The sequence below is a fragment of the Vibrio xiamenensis genome (assembly GCF_900100015.1).
GTDB classification, from domain to species: domain Bacteria; phylum Pseudomonadota; class Gammaproteobacteria; order Enterobacterales; family Vibrionaceae; genus Vibrio; species Vibrio xiamenensis.
In genome coordinates, this window is record NZ_FNDD01000012.1 from 116,778 (window position 1) to 137,240 (window position 20,463).

Consider the following 20,463-nt stretch of genomic DNA (forward strand, 5'->3'; position numbering starts at 1 on the left):
TTCTTCTCTAATATGGGGTATTGGGAATGATAAAACTCATCCGTGTATATTGTTCGGGCTTAACATCAATGTGTAACCCCGCATCTGGGCCAAACTGATTGGTTAAGCGTTTATCGACGATTTCAAGCCCTAGCCCGCTATGGTCTGGGTTTGGCGCCACATAACTGCCAGCATTGTCTTCCACCACAATCTGGTGACCGCCCGCGACAGGCTGGCTGAAAATTCGCACTCGACCGCTGTCGAGTAGATTAGAAACGCCGTGCTTGATGGCGTTTTCAACCAGCGGTTGAAGGGTAAAGGTAGGCAGTAGCTTGTCTAACAAGCTTTCTTCAATATCGATATCGACTTCAAGGCGATCGGTAAAGCGCGCTTTTTCGATGGTCAAATACGCGTTGACGTGGGCGAGTTCATCTCGCAGCGAAACGCTTTCAACTTTCTGTTTGAGGTTGCTGCGAAAGAACTGCGATAAGTGCTGAATCAGCTCGCGAGCTTTCGTTGGATCGCGACGAATCACGGCACTGATGGTATTCAGCGCGTTGAACAAAAAGTGTGGATTCACTTGCGCTTGCAGCAGCTTAATTTCCACTTGGGCAAGAAGCTCACGTTTTTGCTGGTAATCCCCATACAGAATTTGGCTTGATAGCAGCTGAGCAATGCCTTGGCCCATCGAGAGATTGATGGTCGATAGCAGTTTGCGTTTTGGCTCGTAGAGCTTAATGCTACCAATGACCTTATCGCCGGTGCGCAGCGGAATGATCAGCGCGGAGCCCAATTTGCACTCCGGTGAGATCGAGCATTGAAATGGATGCTCTCGGCCATCTAAATGGATCACGCGATTGGTTTTAATCGCATCTAAAGTACTCTGGGACGAAATTGGCGTATTGGGCTTATGGTGATCATCGCCAATGCCAACAAACGCCAAGATCTTATGTTCATCGGTGATCGACACTGCGCCAACATTGGTCTCTTCGTAAATGATGCGGGCAATTTTTTCGGCATTTTTGATATTAAAGCCGGCGGCGAGAATCCCCACTGAACGTTCGGCAATATTTAATGCACGACGCGAAAATGCGGCGGAATACTCTTCAAAGATGGTTTTACGGTCATGGACGATGCTCATAAACAGCGCTGCGCCAACCGAGTTGGCGATGATCATTGGCGCTGCAATCTGTGAGACTAAATTAAATGCTTGAGCAAATGGGTTGGCAACCAGCAAAATGATCAGCATTTGAATGATTTCTGCGACCAGAGTGACGGAAAACACCACCGTAGGGTTGAACAAGTGCGACGCTTTGCCTTTACGCAGCAGGTAAGTATGCAGTAAGCCGCCAATTAAGCCTTCTGCTGTGGTGGAAATAGCGCAAGCAACATCGGTAAAGCCACCAAGCGTGTAGCGATGCAAGCCGCCTGTTAACCCGACCAGAAAGCCGATGACGGGCCCGCCGAATAGGCCGCCCATGACTGCACCAATGGCTCGAGTGTTGGCAATCGCGTCATTGAATTGCAGTCCGAAATAGGTGCCCATGACACAAAATAGGGAAAACAGCAGGTAGACGCTAAATTTATGACTAAAACGCTTGGAAATACTTAGTAGTGGTAAAAACAGTGGTGTTTTACTCAGCATGTAAGCCAGTACTAAGTAAACGCACATTTGTTGCAGTAGCGAAAGGATTAGATCCATATATAAACATCCTTGGGTTTGCCACAGTTTAAAAGAAAATGCCTCACTTCACAGTGTCTTGGTCGTGTTTTTGCCATAAAGCGGTTATATTTAAGTGTGTAAAATAATTTTTACATTAAATGTTTTTTATTATTTACACTTGAAAATGATTTTAAGGCTGTTATTTTATCGTTTCATTCCGTAGTAACGGCCGGAAAATAAAACTGTAAATTAAAGTGTACAAGGTGAAGTCATGACAACCAACAAAAGCGAACTTAGCGATATCAATATCAGCGAACAAGAGATATTAATTACGCCCCAAGAGCTGAAAAACAAAATTCCTTTGAGTGACAAAGCGCGTCGCTTCATTCGTGAATCGCGTCAAACCGTTGCTGATATCATTCATAAACGTGATCACCGTTTGTTGGTTGTGTGTGGTCCTTGTTCTATTCATGACTTAGATGCCGCGAAAGATTATGCCCGCCGTTTAAAAGCATTATCTGCCGAATTAAATGACCAAATTTACCTTGTTATGCGCGTATATTTTGAAAAGCCTCGAACTACGGTTGGTTGGAAAGGGCTTATCAACGATCCGCACCTTGATGGCAGTTTTGATATCGAACACGGTTTGCACATCGGTCGTGAGTTGCTGGTTGAATTGGCCGAGATGGAAATTCCCCTTGCAACCGAAGCGCTGGATCCGATCAGCCCGCAGTACTTGTCGGATACATTTAGCTGGGCGGCGATTGGTGCCCGTACCACGGAATCACAAACTCACCGTGAAATGGCCAGCGGTTTGTCGATGCCAATCGGGTTTAAAAATGGTACCGATGGCAGCCTGTCTACAGCGATTAATGCGATGCAAGCGGCGTCTTCAAGCCACCGTTTTATGGGTATCAACCGCGAAGGCCAAGTTGCATTGCTGACCACTCAAGGCAACCAGAATGGTCACGTGATCCTTCGTGGCGGTAAGCAAACCAACTATGATTCTGTCTCTGTGGCGGAGTGTGAGCAAGAGATGGCGAGCAGTAATCTCGACTGTGCCTTGATGGTGGATTGTAGCCATGCTAACTCACGTAAAGATTACCGTCGTCAGCCTTTAGTGGCACAAGACGTGTTTAAACAAATTCGCCAAGGTAACCGCTCAATTATTGGTTTGATGATTGAAAGTCATATCAATGAAGGGAACCAGAGCTCAGATTTACCTTTTGAGCAAATGAAATATGGCGTTTCGATTACCGATGCGTGTATAAATTGGCAAGCAACGGAAGATTTGCTTCGCGAAGCGCATAGTGAACTGACGCCGTTTTTAGAAAATCGTTTGCAAGGGTAAAGGACCATCAATGGCTGTAGAACTGAATGATTTACGTAATGATATCGATGCTGTCGACAAACAGATTTTAGACCTTCTGGCACAGCGTTTGGCGCTGGTCGAAAAGGTCGGTGAAGTAAAAAGTCGCCACGGTTTGCCAATTTATGCGCCTGATCGTGAAGCCGCGATGCTCGCATCGCGTCGTGAAGAAGCGGAGAAAATCGGTGTACCACCACAACTGATTGAAGATATTTTGCGTCGTACCATGCGTGAGTCTTATGCCAGTGAAAAAGATTCTGGATTTAAGTGCTTAAATCCAGAATTGCGCTCGGTAGTGGTGATTGGTGGTCATGGTCAACTCGGTAGCTTGTTTGCGCGCATGTTTCGTTTGTCTGGTTACGAAGTCAAAGTCTTGGGTAGCCAAGATTGGGATAAAGCCGATGAGCTGCTCAGTGATGCTGGGCTGGTGGTGGTCACAGTGCCAATCCACTTAACTCAAGGCGTCATTGAAAAGTTAACCAACTTGCCAAAAGACTGCATTTTATGTGACCTGACTTCTATCAAAGCCAAGCCGCTTGAGGCGATGCTTAAAGTCCACTCTGGGCCAGTGGTTGGTTTGCATCCGATGTTTGGTCCTGACGTACCGAGCTTGGCAAAACAAGTGATTGTTCACTGTGATGGTCGCGACGCTGAGCAATATCAATGGCTACTTAAGCAGTTCTCGATTTGGGGGGCGAGCCTTTGCCAAATGGGCGCAGAGGATCACGACCACGGTATGACGCTGATTCAAGCGCTGCGCCACTTTACCTCGTTCGCTTACGGCCTGCACTTAAGCAAAGAGAACCCAAATATTGACCGCTTATTGCAGCTAAGCTCGCCAATCTACCGTTTGGAAATTGCCATGGTTGGGCGTTTGTTTGCCCAAGACCCGAACTTGTACGGCGACATTATTTTCTCTTCGCAAGAAAATATTGAGATGATCGAGCGTTTCCATCAGCGTTTAGGTGAGGCGGTGAAATTGCTCGAAGGGGGCAATAAACAGGCCTTTATTCGCAGCTTTAGCGAAGTGAGTCAATGGTTTGGTGATTACTCACAGCAATTTATGACCGAAAGCCAAAACCTGCTCAAACAGGCTAATGACTCGATTCACCGTGGATAATTTCGAGTTTGCTAACGAGCGGAATCTGATATTTAAAAAGAGCGCTTTAAGCGCTCTTTTTTGTATCAGTTGACCGGTCCTAAATAGGTTAAGAATGTTCTTCGTCGCCGATATCCGAGAGGTGTTCGATATTGCGATTGAGCAATTCATCGTTGCCCACGTTAAGCTGAACCAAGCGTTTGAGGTGGCTTAAACTTTCGATATCTATGTGGTCTATGCGCATCCGCAGCATGGCCCCGGATTGATCGACGATTTGGGTACTCATTGTCAGTTCGATTTCGCTGCCGGGCAGGGTAAAAAATACATCGATTAAATGCTCGTCGCTGAATTGAACATTGGGATCATCAACACTGAGCAGCAGACCATGCAGCGAAATGTCTTTGACTTGCCCAAAGCACTGTTTGCTGCCCTGTTCAAGTGTGGCAATCGCGTGATAGACAATACGGGAAAATTGGCGTCTTTCTCTCATTTTCTGACCTCGACATTTTTCCCTAAAGCGTAGCAAAAGAATCATACCTAAGAGTGAGCTATCGGTGATTGGCTCGCAAAATTGTGTGGTGAATAACATAAAAAAAGCCGCTGAAATCAGCGGCCTTGTCGTTGTTTAAGGTTCGATTGCGAATACGCTTACTTGGCAATACGTTTGTATTTGATGCGGTGTGGTTCAGCCGCTTCAGGACCAAGAGTTTTCTTCAGCCAATCCATGTATTCGGTGTAGTTACCTTCGTAGAAGTTTACTTGGCCTTCATCACGGTAGTCGATGATGTGCGTTGCGATACGGTCAAGGAACCAACGGTCGTGTGAGATAACCATGGCACAGCCAGGGAATTCAAGTAGGGCTTCTTCAAGCGCACGCAGCGTTTCAACATCGAGGTCGTTGGTTGGTTCGTCGAGTAGCAATACGTTGCCGCCGGCTTTAAGCAGTTTTGCCAAGTGGACACGGTTACGCTCACCACCGGATAGCTCACCAATCACTTTTTGTTGATCCGAACCTTTGAAGTTAAAGCGCGAGCAGTATGCACGAGCCGGAATTTCAAAGTTGTTGATCTTAATGATGTCAGCGCCTTCAGAGATCTCTTGGAATACAGTGTTTTTGTCATTCATTGAATCACGGAACTGATCCACTGATGCCAATTTCACGGTATCGCCCATTTCGATGCTGCCGGAGTCTGGCTGTTCAACGCCACTTAACATCTTGAATAGAGTTGATTTACCTGCACCGTTGGCACCGATAATGCCGACAATAGCGCCTTTTGGCATGCTGAATGACAGATCATCGATCAGCACACGACCATCAAATGACTTGGTTAAGTTTTTCACGTCAACCACTTTGTCACCTAGACGCTCACCTGGCGGAATAAACAGCTCATTGGTTTCATTACGTTTCTGATGATCAGAGCTTTGTAGTTCTTCAAAGCGCGCCATACGTGCTTTAGATTTTGCTTGGCGACCTTTAGGGTTTTTACGTACCCATTCAAGCTCTTTCTCGATGGTCTTTTGACGTGCGCTTTCTTGCGAGGCTTCTTGTTGTAGACGAGCATCTTTTTGCTCTAGCCAAGAAGTATAGTTACCTTCCCAAGGAATACCTTCACCACGGTCAAGTTCCAAAATCCAGCCCGCCGCGTTATCTAGGAAGTAACGGTCGTGGGTGATCGCAACCACAGTGCCGGTGTAATCCACCAAGAAGCGTTCTAGCCATGCAACAGACTCGGCATCCAAGTGGTTGGTTGGTTCGTCAAGCAATAGCATGTCTGGTTTTTCAAGCAGCAGACGACAAATCGCGACACGGCGACGTTCACCACCAGACAGGTGTTGGATTTTTTGGTCCCACTCAGGAAGACGCAGTGCGTTTGCTGCGCGTTCAAGGGTGTTTTCTAGGTTATGACCATCTTTAGCTTGGATCAGAGCTTCCAGCTCACCTTGCTCTTTGGCAAGCGCGTCAAAGTCTGCATCGGCTTCTGCATAAGCTGCGTATACTGCATCAAGGCGTTTTAGCGCATCAGCTACATCAGAAACGGCTTCTTCAACAACTTCACGAACGGTCTTAGATTCATCCAGTACAGGCTCTTGCGGTAGGTAGCCGACATTAAGGCCTGGTTGCGGACGCGCTTCACCATCAATGTCGGTATCGATACCGGCCATGATGCGTAGCAGGGTCGATTTACCCGCACCGTTAAGACCTAAAACGCCGATTTTCGCGCCAGGGAAAAAGCTTAAAGAAATGTCCTTCAGGATTTGACGCTTAGGTGGCACGATTTTGCTCACCCGCGACATGGTATATACGTATTCAGCCATCGCCGATCGTTCCTAAATTGTCTGTTTGAAAGTCAAAGTGGTCAGCATTTTAACTCATAAAACCGCGATTTGTTAACCGCCAATCGACCGAGATAAGATTTATTCGCAACATCAATGAAAATAACTGCTTTTGATTAATCAAAGCGTCAGTTATGTCACGCTTGCGTGAAATTATTCGGAAACGGGCTTAGACACTTTACACACTTGCTTAGAATAAGCCTTAATGGATGAGCATTCACAAGAACATGAGCAACAAGGATCATTGATGACTCCACGTAATCCTTCGCGCCCGCAACGCTTTCTAGCAGGTTTATGCACGTTAATTTGCGGCGCTACGATTCCTTTTTCTACCCAAGCACTTGATATTAAACAGCAGCGTGAGCGCTATGATGAAGCGCAGACGATGCTCGACAACCGCCAAGTTGAGCAGTACCAAGCGATGCGTTCTGAAATCGCGAGTTACCCATTAACGCCCTATATCGACTATCGAGCGTTTTTAGTTGATATTGGTGAGCGCTCGCCAAACGAGGTGAAGCAGTTTATCGCCAAGCATCAGGATTTCCCGTTTGCGAATCGCGTTGGTGCTCGTTATCTATTGAGTCTTGCCTCTGATAAAAAGTGGTCGACATTTTTGCAGTATCAAGACCACGAACCGACTGGCGAAACTTACCAATGTCATTACTACACTGCACAATATCAGGTTGGCGATAAAAAGCTTGCCTATCAAGGTGCGGAAAAACTTTGGTTGAGCGGTCATAGTGTCTCGAATGCTTGTGACGATCTATTTTCGGCTTGGCAAAAAGCCGGGCTTCGCAGTGACAAACTGATTCTGGCGCGCATGGTTAAAGCCTTTGAAGGGCGTAACGCTAGCCTGATGCGTTATCTGCAAAAACAGATCAAAGGTGACAAAGCTCAGCGTCAAGCTAAGGCGATGATTGATTTGTTCAATAAGCCAAGTAGTGTCGCGACATTTGCTAAACAATCGCCGCAAAGTGCGTTTTATCGTCAGCAAACCTATTTGGCGATGCGCGCTTTGACGCGCAGTGATGTGGAGAAAGCACAGCAGGTGTTTGCCAGCGTGGTGAAATCACAAGGTTTCTCTGCTGCTCAGCAGCAAAAAATGGCCGATTATATTGGTTATTATTCGATGAATACCGATTCTGCGTCACTTGCAGCCTGGCGTGATAAAGCGGTCAAAACCACCAAAGATTCAGCGCTGATTGAGCGTCGTATTCGCTTAGCGATCCAAAATCAAGATTGGCATGACGTCAATGATTGGATTGGGCGCCTGCCAGATGTTGAGCAAATGGAAAATCGCTGGCAATACTGGCATGGCCGCGCAGATATTGCGCTTGGTTATCCAACTAAAGGTCAGCAGCGCTTGAAGAAAATCATTGGTCAGCGCAATTTCTACAGTGTTGCGGCTGCCTCAGCGATTCATCAATCCATCCACTATCCGGTGGAAACCTTAACCCTTGATAAAGCGAAGGTTGCGCCATATACCGCGTCACTGGCGCGTATTGATGAGCTGATTGCTCGTGATAAAATCGCCGCTGCGAAAAGTGAGTGGCAGTGGCTATTGCGCTCGGTTGAATCGGCTCAGGACAAAGAAATGCTTGCGGCCTACGCAGCGAGCCAACATTGGCATCACTTAACCGTAACCGCCAGTATTCAAGCCAAACTGTGGGATCATTTAGAGCTGCGTTTTCCAGCTGCTCACCAATGGTGGTTTGATTTTTACGGCGAGAAAACCGGCATTAATCCCATCACCTTGATGTCGCTGGCGCGTCAAGAAAGTGCGTTTGACTCCGAAGCGCGATCGCCTGTTGGCGCGCGAGGGTTAATGCAGATCATGCCCGCTACCGCTAAATACACGGCGCGTAAATATAAGCTTGAGTATCAAAGCAGCGATGAGCTGTTTGATGTCGGCAAAAACATCGAGATTGGTAGCAACTACTTAAAAGGTTTATTGCAGCAATACGATAACAATCGAATTTTTGCATTTGCTGCGTATAATGCTGGACCAAACAGAGTAAAAACTTGGCGCGAACGTACCCAAGGAAAACTCGATGCATACGCGTTCATTGAAGCGATTCCGTTCAATGAAACTCGAGGTTACGTGCAAAATATTTTGATGTTTGAAACCTATTATCGCGATTTGCTGGGAGTGGACGGGACGTTCCTCAATCAACATGAGATCAATACCAAGTATTGAGTAGGAACTATGTCACAGCAACCTGAGTACACTGACTGGCAACAGATTGTCGATTTAATCAAACACAGTGTCGATAGCGAACAGCACAACATGCTATTGACCATGCTGTTAACGGCAGACGAACGTGAGGCGCTCATCGCCCGAGTGAATATCTTTAACGAATTGCTTAAAGGTGAGTTGTCTCAACGGCAAATCAGTCAGATGCTTGGCGTGGGTGTGGCTACCATCACTCGTGGCTCAAATGAGCTAAAATCGCGCAGTGATGAAGAAAAACAGCTGTTGGAAAAACTGCTGGGTTGATTTGAAAACCATTAAAAAAGAGCGTGAAAACGCTCTTTTTTTTGTGCCTGATTTAAGATCAGCGACTGATCATAAGTTCGCGGGAAAGTGCTCTGGATTGATAAACGGAATCAGTGCCAGAATCAACGCTTGATGATACACCGAGCTGCGCGTGAGCTGGTTGTGAGTCAGAAGACCAATCGCGCCGCCTTTTTGTTTGATATTTTCGGTGGCAAACACTTCGTCCATTACATCGCCAAGTTCGTTGGCATCGGCCAGTTTTTCAATTACCACCGGCGGTAGGCTTAAACTTGCCGAGCGCGATTCGCCGCGTTGATGGTGAGTTTCCACCACCATCCAAGCAAACGTCATATTGTTTTCAATTCCCGCTTCTAACCCGACGTAAAAATCGCCATTCGGCTCGGCTCGCTTGGCGTTACGTACCCGGTTGCGTGCTCCCGCGAGCGTTTCTGTATCACTCATTGGTTGGTCAGCGACTTCACTGGCGACGCTGACGCCTTTAAATTCAAAACCTTGATGAGAGAAGGTGCTCTCAAAGGCGCTTTGTACCGCGGCGATTTTGGCTGGGTTAAGCGAAGCGATAATCACTGTCTGGCTTGTCATTGGAGGCTCCTTGGCCGTTCATGTAGCGTAATTCAAGTTGTTCTATGGTCAATGGTACCGATAACAGATTGCCTTGCAAATAGTCGCAGCCACTTTGACTTAGCCAATATTGCACATCGCGATTTTCAACCCCTTCGGCGGTCACGATCATCGACTGTGAATGGCAAAGAGCGACCAGAGGTTTGAGCACGTGGCGTTTGTTGGTTTTGATAAGAGTTGTGAGAAACTCGCGATCAAATTTGATTTTCTGTACCGGATATTCCACCAGTTGAGTGATCGAAGTGTAACCTGACCCAAAATCGTCGATCGCCAATTTAAAGCCCATGGTTGAAAGATCATGCAGCAATGAATAGCTTTGTGAGTCGCTGGCAAAGGTTTCGGTGATCTCAAAATCTACGTTCGCTGGCGGCACTTGGTAAGCTTGCGCTAGATCGATGATGTATTTGGCCAGTTGCGCTGAATCTAGCTCTGCTGAAGACAGATTAATCGACAGGTCGACATTACAACCAAATATCGCACTTAGGCGCTGGAAGTCGGCAAAGGCGTTTTTGATTACCCAACGGTCAATTAAACCAAACATGCCGGTTTGTTCTGCGATAGGAATAAATTCGCCCGGAGCGACTTCGCCAAGGGTTGGCGAGTGCCAACGAATCAAAGATTCTACACCGTAAATATGTTCGCCAACTTGGTCAAAATACGGTTGGTAGCAAAGCGAAAACTCAAGGTCAAAATCAGCGTTACGCAGTGCTTGTTCAAGGCGCGCGCGGCGGCGTACAGTTTTGTCCAGCTCTTGGGAATAGTGAGCGATTTGGTTTTTGCCAGCACGTTTAGCTTGGTACATCGCGGTATCCGCATTGGACAGCAACTTGGTGATGTCGTCGGCATCGTCTGGATAGGCGGCAATCCCAATGCTCGCAGTGATAGGGAAATTGCTCAGTGGCGAGTCAGCGCCATGCTCGATGGGCTCCAAAATATCGTGCGCCAGCTTTTCAGCTATCACTCGTGTGTGGCTACTTGAGAGCAGAAATACCGCAAACTCATCCCCAGACAAACGAGCCGGTAAGCATTGCAAGCTGTAGCGTCTTTGATAGAGAAAACTGAGCTTTTTAATGTGCTCAGCAAAATCGACCAGTAGCGAGTCGCCAAGATGGTGACCGTATTTATCGTTGACGTACTTAAAGTTATCTAAGTCGATATACAAAATCCACGCGGTGCAGGGATTCATATTGGCGGTGAGCTTTTCTTTAAGGTGTTGCTGGAATTGATAGCGGTTCGCCAGTTGGGTTAAGTGGTCATTTTCCGCCATCGCCTTGGTTTTTTGGTAGCTGGAATTGAGTTCGTTGTACATATTATGTACTCGAACAGAGAGGCGGCCAATTTCGTCATTCGAAGCGATTTTCTGAATGTTACCACGTTGATTTTGCTCGACTTCTTTCAATTGACGATCAAGGTTGGTGATCGGTCGAATCACACGTTGGTAGAGCAAATACAAAAGAATAAACAGGGTCACGGTCGCCGACACACCGTAAGACAACATCAGTTTTCTCTCGATACCTTTGAGTTCATTTTTCAACAGGTACTGGGCCGGAGAAAGGACCGCGTATAAGTTTGGCATTAGCTCAACCGATTGAGTAATACCTTGGTTGTGTACTGGCTTATTGGCGAAATATAAGCTGGTGTCGTTTTCGTATTCGACTTTTTCCCGCAGCGTATCAAACTGCTGGAGTGCGAGATACACCACCACAAAATACACCTGATCACGATTGTAGCTCAGTGGTGTGGTGAGGGTTTTTTTATCCAGCACATCGTAACGGATCAATGCACTTTGCCCCAGACTATCGTGGGAAAACACCAAGTTTGATGTCGTTTTGTTGTTTGAGTAGTCGGCGGCAACCTGAGACAGAACTTGTGGATCGGCTTTCGCAAATGGATCGTCTTGATTATCGGAATAAAACAGCACTTTTTGTTTGCTGTTCAAAATCGCGATCGAGACCTTGCCTTGACCGTTATGATGCAGGGCATTAATGGTTTGCTGCAGGTTTTCGTACAGATCAAGCTCACTGTATGGATTGCTTCGTTGACGCAGGTAATGCTGCACGATATCGCTTTGAGTTAGCGTCAAGGAATAACTATTAAGCGTGGCGACCGATTGGCGAAAATGTCCGGCCAGTTTTTCCATGGTTAATTGCAAGTAACTGCATTCGCGTTTGATTAATGAATCTTTTTGACTGTAGTAAATACTGTAGCTGGAAATAACCGAGCTCAGAAGAATCACCGGGGTGACTAATAACAGCACTCTAGTGTTGAGTTTCATGATCTTTAAGGAGTTTATGTATTATTTTTGCCCTTAAATTGATGTTATTTGCTGACAATCCTGTGTCTATGAGTCCGTGTCCGGTAAGAATCTGTTCAGGAAATAGCGTCGAATCATTTAAATACCAATCGGGCATCAATTTTAGAGCGCTTAAATTCGGTGTCGCAGCCCGTACATATTGGGCATTCTCGGCCGCGACCTGAGGTGTAGAAAGATATTCGAGCAGAGCTTTTGCCTGCTGTTTATTTTTAGAATGTTTATTAATCGCCATGCAATCAACCCAAATATAGGGTTCACCTTTAGGCACGACATAACCCCAAATGGGTTTATCCATGTAGCGATTCAAGGCGTAATTATCACCGCTGTACGCCATTGCGATCGAAATATCTTCGACATCAGCATGGCTGCGGACATAACTCAAAATATATTCAAATGAAGCGATATTGGGTAAAGCGGCTTGCATGGTGGAATAGGCTTGATGCAGATCGTTGGCGTTATCGGTAATCGGTGATAATCCCAAGCTGCTTAAAGCTGGAAGCAGTGTTTCAACCGTATCGGTAATCATACCCACATGACCGCGCAGTTCTGGTGCTGGGCTGAGAAATTCGGCCCATGTTTGCGGTGGATTTGAAATACGATCTTTACGATAAGTAATGCCGACGTTACCCCAAAAATAAGGTATCGCATAACGTCCGCAAGCTTGATTCCATTTCGGCGCATTATTTTGAGTATTTTGCAGAGTTGACAGATCATCAAACGCACCTAAATCACCGTAAAGTTTAGCGGAGATGTTATCGAGTACGATAATGTCGAAAGGCAACTGCGGGCTATTCATCATCAACAGATTACGTTCGTCGTCGTTATCAAAATTAGAGATTTTGATCTCTTGGTTGTTGAGAGTTTGCCACTTATGGGCTACGTGTGGAGACAGGGAGTCTTCCCACATGTAAATGTTGATTGGAGGAGGTTCAGCGCGACCAAAAGCGCTGAATAAACAACAAATAGCAACCGGAAAACTGGCTCTCATAACTGCATTTGGGTATTTATTAGACGCGTTAAGATAGCAGCTTCTTATTTACAAACAACCCTAATTTATAAATTTAATGAATAAATTAGGGTCGTCTCATTTTTGTTATGAAATATATGCTATGCGGTATTTAATCAAGTTTTACTTGAGTTGCTTTGATGTTTTCACTTGGGTAGCAACCTAATACTTTTAGGTGTTTGGTCAGCTTGGTTAATTCAGTAAGCGCTTGCTGCATATGTTCGGAATTGAGCTGAGCTTCCAAATCGACATAAAACATCTCTTCCCACGGGTTACCCATGATCGGACGCGATTCAAGCTTGGTCATGTTAATGCCGTATTTTTGCAGTACTAACAGAGTTTCAACCAAAGAGCCAGCGTGTTGCGACGTCGACATGATGAGTGTCGTTTTGGCCGGAATTTGGCTCGATACTTCAACCGGTTTACGTGCCACGATAATAAAACGGGTATGGTTTTCGGTCTGATTGGCAATCTGGCTTTGCAGTGATTGCAAACCATAAAGTTTACCGCTGGTGGCATTACCTATTGCAGCAACATCGTTGCGGTTGAGTTCTTTGACCTTTTTCATTGCATCTGCAGTACTGGCGCAGGATTCCAGCGTGACCCCTTTAAGGCGGCTTAAAAATTCACTGCACTGCTGATGTGGCTGCGGATGAGAGTAAAGCACTTTGATGTCTTCCAGACGAATGTCGCCTGTGGCAACCAGGCAGTGCTCGATAGGTAAAGTGAGTTCGCCGACAATATATAAGGTTGTGTGTTGCAGTAAGTCGTAGACTTCGTTAATCGAACCTGAGCTGGTGTTTTCAATCGGTAGAACACCAAAGTCGGCATGGCCGGATTCCACCGTGTTAGTGACTTCTTTGAAATGTCCGCAGTTGACCTCAATCAGTTCGGTGTTTTTACGGCTGAAATATTCGCGGCTGGCAAGGTGAGAGTAGGAGCCTTTGGCACCAAGAAATGCCACTCGCGCTATCGGTTTACGACTTAATTCTGGGTTAGCAAGGTTTTGTAAGTAAGACTGCTGAAGCAGGACAGAATCTTCAATGATGGTGTGAAACAGTTTGGTGATGTATTGGGCATCGAGTGCATAATTGTCTCGGCCCGAATTAATCAGTTTGACCAACAGTTGTTGTTCGCGTTCGGCATCGCGAACTGGTTTGGACGTCTGAACTTTGCTTTTAGCAACTTCGATGCTCAGTTGGCGACGCTCAGAGAGCAGTTTTAGTAAGTTGTCGTCCAGTTCATTTAGGCGAAGACGAATCTCGTCGAGCGAATATTTCTGTTCAGTCATTCTAATTATCCTTACATGAAAAAAGCCTCCCTTGTGGGGAGGCTTTCTATCTATTCGTTTTTGATTGCTCTTTTTGAAACGACCTAGCCTCCATTAAACACGGCGCATAAAAAAGAAATCAAAAAAGAATAGAGTGAATGAGTACATATTTATGTCGGGTTAGTGAATACGTTAAACACAATAAGCAAGCCACTGTATGGCGTCAAGAAAAAAATAGCGCCTTGCGGCGCTACTTAAAAATTCCTCTTTATTCTACGGTTTCTTCAACCACTGGTTTTTCCGTTCTGCGAGCTTCTGGTTTGTGGCGCAGCTTGTTCAGTTGACGTTCCAGTTTTTGCTCCACTTCATTAATGGCCGCGTATAGGTCTTCATTATCTGCCGAGGCGACCAATTTTCCTTTTGGAATCGTAATGACGGCTTCAAAACGTTTTTGTTTGTTAGGCTCTTCACTAAAAGAAGCTTGGCAACCAATAATGTCCACTTGCCATTTTTCTAGCTTTTTGAACTTACTCTCAATATGGTTGCGGATTGCAGAGGTGATGTCGATGTTTTTACCAGTGATGTTTACTTTCATATTGCTTTTCCTCTGTAGAATCCCTCATGGGTTAACTTCAGATTACTCGTTCAAGACAAAATAGATGTGACTTGGATCACGGATAAAAACGGGTTTTTGGGCTTCGAAATGCTTTGTGATCCATCGCAAAGAGTCCTCGCTTTATGCAACGAAAAAGCTTGAGCTTCGCAATAAATAACGCTACGTTTGAAAAGGTAGCAAGCTAGAAATTTTCCGTTTTTAGGGGCTTTGTTCGTTCCTTGGAAGTTGCGTGCTTAGTCTTTGAACAATAAGGAAATTTGCTATTCATCACGCTTGAGTATTTTTTAAACTAGCGCCATTTTTGCTGATATTTATATAATGGATTAGCCAGTTAAAACCATCGAATTTTGATATAAAAAACCGCAGTGAAGACTGCGGTTTTTTGCGTTTTAAGAATGGCTTATTTTACCGGATTGAGTTTAATCAGCTCTTGGGTATGAGCAACAGCATCATCCATGCCTAACGCTTTATACGCTTTCAGCTGAATTTTCAGTGATTCACGTGCCGCTTGAGTATCAGGGTAGGCCTTTTGCAGTTCTTGAGCGCGATTGATTGCCGCAATCCAAGCTTCACGGCGCAGATAGAAATCCGCTGTGGCTAAGTCATATTTCGCCAAACGGTTTTTAAGTGCAAACATACGTTGATGCGCATCTGCCGCGTAAGGGCTGTTTGGGTAGCGTTCAAGTAAATGTTTGAAGTCAGAGAACGCTGCTTTGACCGGTTCAGGATCGCGGTCGCTGCGGTCGACGCCAAACATGTCGTGCATAAAGTTGCGATCTTGCGCCATATGAGTCAGGCCGCGCATATACAGCACCCAATCAAGTTTTTCATGGGTTGGGTTCAAACGTGTGAAACGTTCAATCGTCGCGAGGCCAAGGGCTAAATCATCGTTTTTATAGTAAGCGTAAATCAAATCGAGCTGAACTTGTTCGGAATACGCACCGAAAGGATAACGAGAATCTAGCGCTTCTAGCTTTTCGATCGCCGTCATCCAGTTACCTGCTTGAAGAGAAACTTGAGCTTCGGAGTAAAGATCGGAAGGGGGAATATCCGGAACAACCTCTTTGTCGCTGCTTGAGCAGCCCACCAAAAGAGACATGGCCAATAAGCCAGATAATGTACGCAGTTTCATGTCAGGAGAGAGTTCCTTTAGGTAAATATTTCTTAAGCTTCGTTACATTCGCTCGAGTAACGGATACAATAAAGCCATTATTTTTCCATACTAGTGAGCATTAGTCTCACAGTTTTTAAAAAAGTTCGATATGGCTCAGCAGATTGAATTAACGAATACCGTAAGTGACAGCCAATTAGGCCAACGTCTGGATCAGGCGATCGCCGAATTATTTTCTGATTTTTCCCGTTCTCGCCTCAAAGAGTGGCTATTGGACGGCAAAGTTCAAGTGAACGGTGAAGTGGTCACCAAACCGAGAACCAAAGTCATGGGCGGTGAGCTTATTACCGTTCAAGCAGAACTTGAAGACGAAGAGCGTTGGGAAGCACAAGATATTGCACTGAATATCGTTTATGAAGATGACGATATTTTGGTGATCAATAAACCGCGTGACTTTGTGGTTCACCCTGGTGCAGGTACTCCAGATGGTACGGTGCTTAACGCATTATTGTTCCACTATCCGGAAATCGCCGAAGTGCCACGTGCCGGGATTGTCCACCGTTTAGATAAAGACACCACAGGTTTGATGGTGGTGGCGAAGACAGTACCAGCGCAAACTCGTTTAGTGCGCGCCTTGCAAAAACGTAAAATCACTCGTGAGTACGAGGCGATTGCGATTGGTCGTATGACCGCAGGTGGTATGGTCGACAAACCGATTGGTCGCCATTCAACCAAGCGTACTTTGATGGCAGTGACGCCAATGGGTAAGCCTGCGGTAACCCATTATCGCGTTGCAGAGCATTTTCGTGAGCACACGCGTATTCGCTTGCGCCTAGAAACCGGCCGTACACACCAAATTCGTGTTCATATGTCGTATCTGCAGCATCCATTGCTTGGTGATACCGCTTATGGTGGCCGCGCGCGTATTCCTCGCGGTGCTACTCAGCAGCTAACCGACATGATTCGTCAATTTGATCGTCAGGCGCTGCATGCGGCTATGCTGCGTTTCGAGCATCCGGTTACGGGTGAAGAGCTTGAGTTCCATGCGCCAATTCCAGATGATATGGTGGCAATGACAGAAGCGCTTCGAGCAGATGCCGAGCAGCACGGACTAGAAGAAGAGTATTAATGCGCGAATTGATCATTCCTAACTGGCCAGCCCCAAAATGTGTAAAAGCGGTGTCTTCCACACGTTTTGGCGGTGTCTCACTTGCCCCTTATGCAGGGTTGAATGTTGGTGCTCATGTTGGGGATGATTTGCATTTGGTTGAGCAAAACCGCCAGCGCGTGACTCAATTGGCTGAAATGCCGAGTGCGCCGGTGTGGCTCAATCAAACTCATTCGACCGAGGTCGTGGTGTTAAACGCGCCAACATCGATGGTGGTGGATGCCGATGGCGCATTTACGACCCAAGGCGGTGTGGTGTGTAGCGCCATGACCGCAGATTGCCTACCGATTCTACTCACCAATACTCAAGGCACCCAAGTTGCGGCAGTGCACGCAGGTTGGCGAGGATTGGTTAACGGCATTACCGAAAATGCGTTAAACCATTTCTCAGGTGATGTGATGGCTTGGCTTGGGCCGGCGATTAGTCCGAGCGCCTTTGAAGTCGGTGATGAAGTTCGCCAAGCGTTTATTGAAAAGCACTCTCAGGCGCATCTCGCGTTTACACCGGGTAAGCAAACCGGTAAGTGGTGGGCAAATATGCCGCTGCTGGCAACCCAGCGCTTACAACGCCAAGGTGTGATGGCCATCTACGGTGGCGATCTCTGTACCTATCAAGACCCAGAACGCTTTTATTCTTATCGTCGTGATGGGGTTACAGGCCGCCAAGCCAGTTTTATCTGGATTGCAGAATAATTCGCGTCGGGTTCGATCTTTTGGTGTAACCTGCATCTCCCCCCTTGAAAATTCCCTTTCACGTATCCATCTTCCTTGATAGTTAAGTCACGATTATCTTTATTGAGGTTAGGAAGGTAGATATGCGTCTCGATAGATTTACCAGCAAGTTTCAAGTTGCGATTTCTGATGCTCAGTCATTAGCACTTGGGCGCGATCATCAATACATCGAACCAGTACACCTTATGGTGGCTTTGCTCGATCAAAATGGTAGCCCGATTCGTCCACTGCTGACGATGATGGACATCGACGTTACTCAGTTACGTTCAAAACTGGGCGAAATTCTCGATCGCTTACCGAAAGTCAGTGGTATTGGTGGCGATGTTCAGCTCTCTTCTGCGATGGGCAATATGTTCAATCTGTGTGACAAGATTGCTCAGAAACGCAAAGATGCTTACATCTCATCCGAGATTTTCTTGCTTGCTGCCCTTGAAGATCGCGGCCCGCTAGGCAGCCTGCTGAAAGAGATTGGTTTGACTGAGAAAAAAGTCAGCGGCGCGATTGAGAAAATTCGCGGCGGCCAAACCGTCAACGATCCTAATGCCGAAGAGCTGCGCCAAGCGCTAGAAAAATTCACCATTGATCTTACTGAACGTGCCGAGCAGGGCAAACTTGACCCTGTTATTGGTCGTGATGATGAAATTCGCCGCACCATTCAAGTTCTGCAGCGCCGTACCAAAAATAACCCGGTTATTATTGGTGAACCAGGGGTCGGTAAAACCGCCATCGTCGAAGGTTTGGCTCAGCGTATTGTCAATAACGAAGTGCCTGAAGGGCTGCGCAATAAACGCGTATTATCGCTCGACATGGGTTCATTGGTTGCGGGGGCGAAATACCGCGGCGAGTTTGAAGAGCGGTTAAAATCGGTGCTCAATGAGTTAGCCAAAGAAGAAGGCAACGTCATTTTGTTCATCGATGAAATCCATACCATGGTCGGCGCTGGTAAAGGCGAAGGCTCGATGGACGCCGGTAATATGCTAAAACCTGCATTGGCACGTGGTGAGCTTCACTGTGTCGGTGCCACCACTTTGGATGAATATCGTCAATACATCGAAAAAGATCCGGCGCTTGAACGTCGTTTCCAAAAAGTATTGGTTGATGAGCCAAGCGTGGAAGATACGGTGGCCATTTTGCGTGGTTTGAAAGAGCGCTATGAGCTGCACCACCATGTGGAAATCACTGATCCGGCGATCGTTTCGGCGGCCAGTTTATCACACCGTTATGTATCAGACAGACAATTGCCGGATAAAGCCATCGACTTGATCGATGAAGCGGCATCCAGCATTCGTATGCAGATCGACTCGAAACCTGAAGCGCTGGATCGTTTAGAGCGCCGTATTATTCAGCTCAAAATCGAACAGCAAGCGCTGAGCAATGAACACGATGACGCCAGTGAGCGCCGTCTGGTAGCGCTCAATCAAGAGTTGGATGAGAAAGAGCGTGAATTGGCTGAGCTTACTGAAGTGTGGAATACCGAGAAAGCCGCGTTATCCGGCACTCAACACATTAAGTCTGAGCTTGAACAAGCGCGTATGGATATGGAGTTTGCGCGTCGTGCTGGCGATTTAAGTCGCATGTCCGAACTGCAATATGGCCGTATTCCTGAGCTGGAAAAACAGCTGGATTTGGCAACCCAAGCCGAAATGCAAGAGATGACGTTGCTGCGTAACAAAGTCACTGATGCAGAAATCGCCGAAGTGTTGTCGAAACAAACCGGCATTCCAGTCTCGAAAATGCTTGAAGCAGAGAAAGACAAACTGCTGCGCATGGAAGAAGTGCTGCATAAACGTGTGATTGGTCAAACCGAAGCGGTGGAAGCGGTCTCTGATGCGATTCGTCGTAGCCGTGCTGGGCTTTCGGATCCAAACCGTCCGATTGGTTCGTTCTTATTCTTAGGTCCAACCGGGGTGGGTAAAACCGAGCTATGTAAAACGCTGGCCAACTTTATGTTTGATAGCGAAGACAACATGGTGCGAATCGATATGTCTGAGTTTATGGAGAAACATTCCGTGGCTCGTTTGGTCGGTGCGCCTCCAGGTTATGTCGGCTATGAAGAAGGCGGCTATTTGACTGAGGCTGTACGTCGTAAACCGTATTCGGTTATTTTGCTCGATGAAGTCGAAAAAGCACACCCAGATGTGTTTAACATTCTGCTGCAAGTGCTTGATGATGGGCGATTAACTGATGGACAAGGACGCACTGTCGATTTTCGTAATACCGTAGTTATCATGACGTCAAACCTAGGCTCGAGCCGAATTCAAGAAAACTTCGCTAAGTTGGACTATGAAGGTATGAAGCAGCAGGTAATGGAAGTGGTGACTCAACACTTCAGACCGGAGTTTTTAAACCGTGTCGATGAAACTGTTGTATTCCATCCGTTGGGTACTGCGCACATCAAATCGATTGCTTCGATCCAATTGGCGCGTTTGGCGCAGCGCATGGAAGATCAAGGTTACGAATTGAATGTGTCTGAACCTGCGTTGGATCTGATCGCCGAAGTTGGTTTTGATCCGGTTTATGGTGCAAGACCGCTTAAACGTGCTGTGCAACAAAACGTCGAAAACCCACTGGCTAAATCTATCTTGGCTGGCAGCTTGGTTCCGGGTTCAACGATTACGCTTGAAGCCGTTGATGGCAAAATTGTTGCAACGCAATAACCCGCTG

General features: G+C 46.5%; 16 protein-coding genes and 1 other annotated feature. Of the genes, 7 read left to right on the forward strand and 9 right to left on the reverse strand.

Features of this window, described 5'->3' with window-relative positions; genetic code table 11:
* Positions 1-7 precede the first annotated feature (7 nt).
* Positions 8-1,681 (reverse strand): sensor histidine kinase, encoded by a 1,674-nt coding sequence (locus tag BLS03_RS11620; RefSeq protein ID WP_093273849.1) that lies wholly within the window; start codon positions 1,679-1,681, stop codon positions 8-10.
* Between the two features lie 232 nt (positions 1,682-1,913).
* Here BLS03_RS11620 and BLS03_RS11625 point away from each other — a divergent pair, with 232 nt between their 5' ends.
* Positions 1,914-2,993 carry a 3-deoxy-7-phosphoheptulonate synthase gene (locus BLS03_RS11625; RefSeq protein WP_093273852.1) on the forward strand — a complete coding sequence of 360 codons (1,080 nt, stop codon included), beginning with the start codon at positions 1,914-1,916 and terminating at the stop codon, positions 2,991-2,993.
* 10 nt (positions 2,994-3,003) lie between these two features.
* Positions 3,004-4,131 carry a bifunctional chorismate mutase/prephenate dehydrogenase gene (gene tyrA / locus BLS03_RS11630; RefSeq protein WP_093273855.1) on the forward strand — a complete coding sequence of 376 codons (1,128 nt, stop codon included), beginning with the start codon at positions 3,004-3,006 and terminating at the stop codon, positions 4,129-4,131.
* A gap of 88 nt (positions 4,132-4,219) precedes the next feature.
* On the opposite strand, the gene BLS03_RS11635 is transcribed toward tyrA, so the two are convergent.
* Both BLS03_RS11635 and ettA read right to left on the reverse strand, forming a co-directional pair.
* Positions 4,220-4,600: a PilZ domain-containing protein gene (locus BLS03_RS11635; RefSeq protein WP_093273858.1), complete on the reverse strand. Its 381-nt coding sequence runs from the start codon at positions 4,598-4,600 to the stop codon at positions 4,220-4,222.
* A gap of 158 nt (positions 4,601-4,758) precedes the next feature.
* The gene (gene ettA / locus BLS03_RS11640) at positions 4,759-6,426 is read right to left on the reverse strand and encodes an energy-dependent translational throttle protein EttA (protein WP_093273860.1); all 1,668 of its coding nucleotides are present in this window, start codon (positions 6,424-6,426) and stop codon (positions 4,759-4,761) included.
* Between the two features lie 265 nt (positions 6,427-6,691).
* On the opposite strand from ettA, the gene sltY reads away from it, so the two are divergent.
* Both sltY and trpR read left to right on the forward strand, forming a co-directional pair.
* On the forward strand, positions 6,692-8,641 hold the full coding sequence (gene sltY / locus BLS03_RS11645) for a murein transglycosylase (RefSeq protein ID WP_093273907.1): 1,950 nt from the start codon (positions 6,692-6,694) through the stop codon (positions 8,639-8,641).
* 9 nt (positions 8,642-8,650) lie between these two features.
* Positions 8,651-8,941 carry a trp operon repressor gene (gene trpR / locus BLS03_RS11650; RefSeq protein ID WP_093273863.1) on the forward strand — a complete coding sequence of 97 codons (291 nt, stop codon included), beginning with the start codon at positions 8,651-8,653 and terminating at the stop codon, positions 8,939-8,941.
* Between the two features lie 69 nt (positions 8,942-9,010).
* Here the strand turns inward: trpR and yjjX are convergent, their stop codons facing one another.
* The 6 genes from yjjX to BLS03_RS11680 all read right to left on the reverse strand — a co-directional run bounded on the left by yjjX (position 9,011) and on the right by BLS03_RS11680 (position 15,921).
* Positions 9,011-9,544 (reverse strand): inosine/xanthosine triphosphatase, encoded by a 534-nt coding sequence (gene yjjX / locus BLS03_RS11655; RefSeq protein WP_093273865.1) that lies wholly within the window; start codon positions 9,542-9,544, stop codon positions 9,011-9,013.
* Positions 9,510-11,858 (reverse strand): putative bifunctional diguanylate cyclase/phosphodiesterase, encoded by a 2,349-nt coding sequence (locus tag BLS03_RS11660; RefSeq protein ID WP_093273868.1) that lies wholly within the window; start codon positions 11,856-11,858, stop codon positions 9,510-9,512. The genes yjjX and BLS03_RS11660 overlap by 35 nt, the downstream gene beginning before the upstream one ends.
* On the reverse strand, positions 11,842-12,804 hold the full coding sequence (locus BLS03_RS11665) for a polyamine ABC transporter substrate-binding protein (protein WP_093273908.1): 963 nt from the start codon (positions 12,802-12,804) through the stop codon (positions 11,842-11,844). The genes BLS03_RS11660 and BLS03_RS11665 overlap by 17 nt, the downstream gene beginning before the upstream one ends.
* Positions 12,805-13,015: 211 nt before the next feature.
* The gene (gene pheA / locus BLS03_RS11670) at positions 13,016-14,194 is read right to left on the reverse strand and encodes a prephenate dehydratase (RefSeq protein WP_093273871.1); all 1,179 of its coding nucleotides are present in this window, start codon (positions 14,192-14,194) and stop codon (positions 13,016-13,018) included.
* Positions 14,195-14,209: 15 nt separating this feature from the next.
* Positions 14,210-14,339, reverse strand: a sequence feature (Phe leader region).
* 102 nt (positions 14,340-14,441) lie between these two features.
* On the reverse strand, positions 14,442-14,768 hold the full coding sequence (gene hpf / locus BLS03_RS11675; RefSeq protein WP_093273873.1) for a ribosome hibernation-promoting factor, HPF/YfiA family: 327 nt from the start codon (positions 14,766-14,768) through the stop codon (positions 14,442-14,444).
* 421 nt (positions 14,769-15,189) lie between these two features.
* A complete protein-coding gene (locus BLS03_RS11680) occupies positions 15,190-15,921 on the reverse strand; it encodes an outer membrane protein assembly factor BamD (RefSeq protein WP_093273876.1) in 732 nt (243 codons plus the stop codon).
* 130 nt (positions 15,922-16,051) lie between these two features.
* Here BLS03_RS11680 and rluD point away from each other — a divergent pair, with 130 nt between their 5' ends.
* From rluD to clpB, 3 genes are all read left to right on the forward strand, one after another.
* Complete coding sequence (rluD, locus tag BLS03_RS11685; RefSeq protein ID WP_093273877.1) at positions 16,052-17,029, forward strand: 23S rRNA pseudouridine(1911/1915/1917) synthase RluD; 978 nt, start codon at positions 16,052-16,054, stop codon at positions 17,027-17,029.
* Positions 17,029-17,760 carry a peptidoglycan editing factor PgeF gene (pgeF, locus tag BLS03_RS11690; protein ID WP_093273880.1) on the forward strand — a complete coding sequence of 244 codons (732 nt, stop codon included), beginning with the start codon at positions 17,029-17,031 and terminating at the stop codon, positions 17,758-17,760. The genes rluD and pgeF overlap by 1 nt, the downstream gene beginning before the upstream one ends.
* Positions 17,761-17,882: 122 nt before the next feature.
* Positions 17,883-20,456, forward strand: coding sequence for an ATP-dependent chaperone ClpB (gene clpB, locus BLS03_RS11695; protein ID WP_093273882.1), 2,574 nt, complete (start codon positions 17,883-17,885; stop codon positions 20,454-20,456).
* Positions 20,457-20,463: the final 7 nt, after the last annotated feature.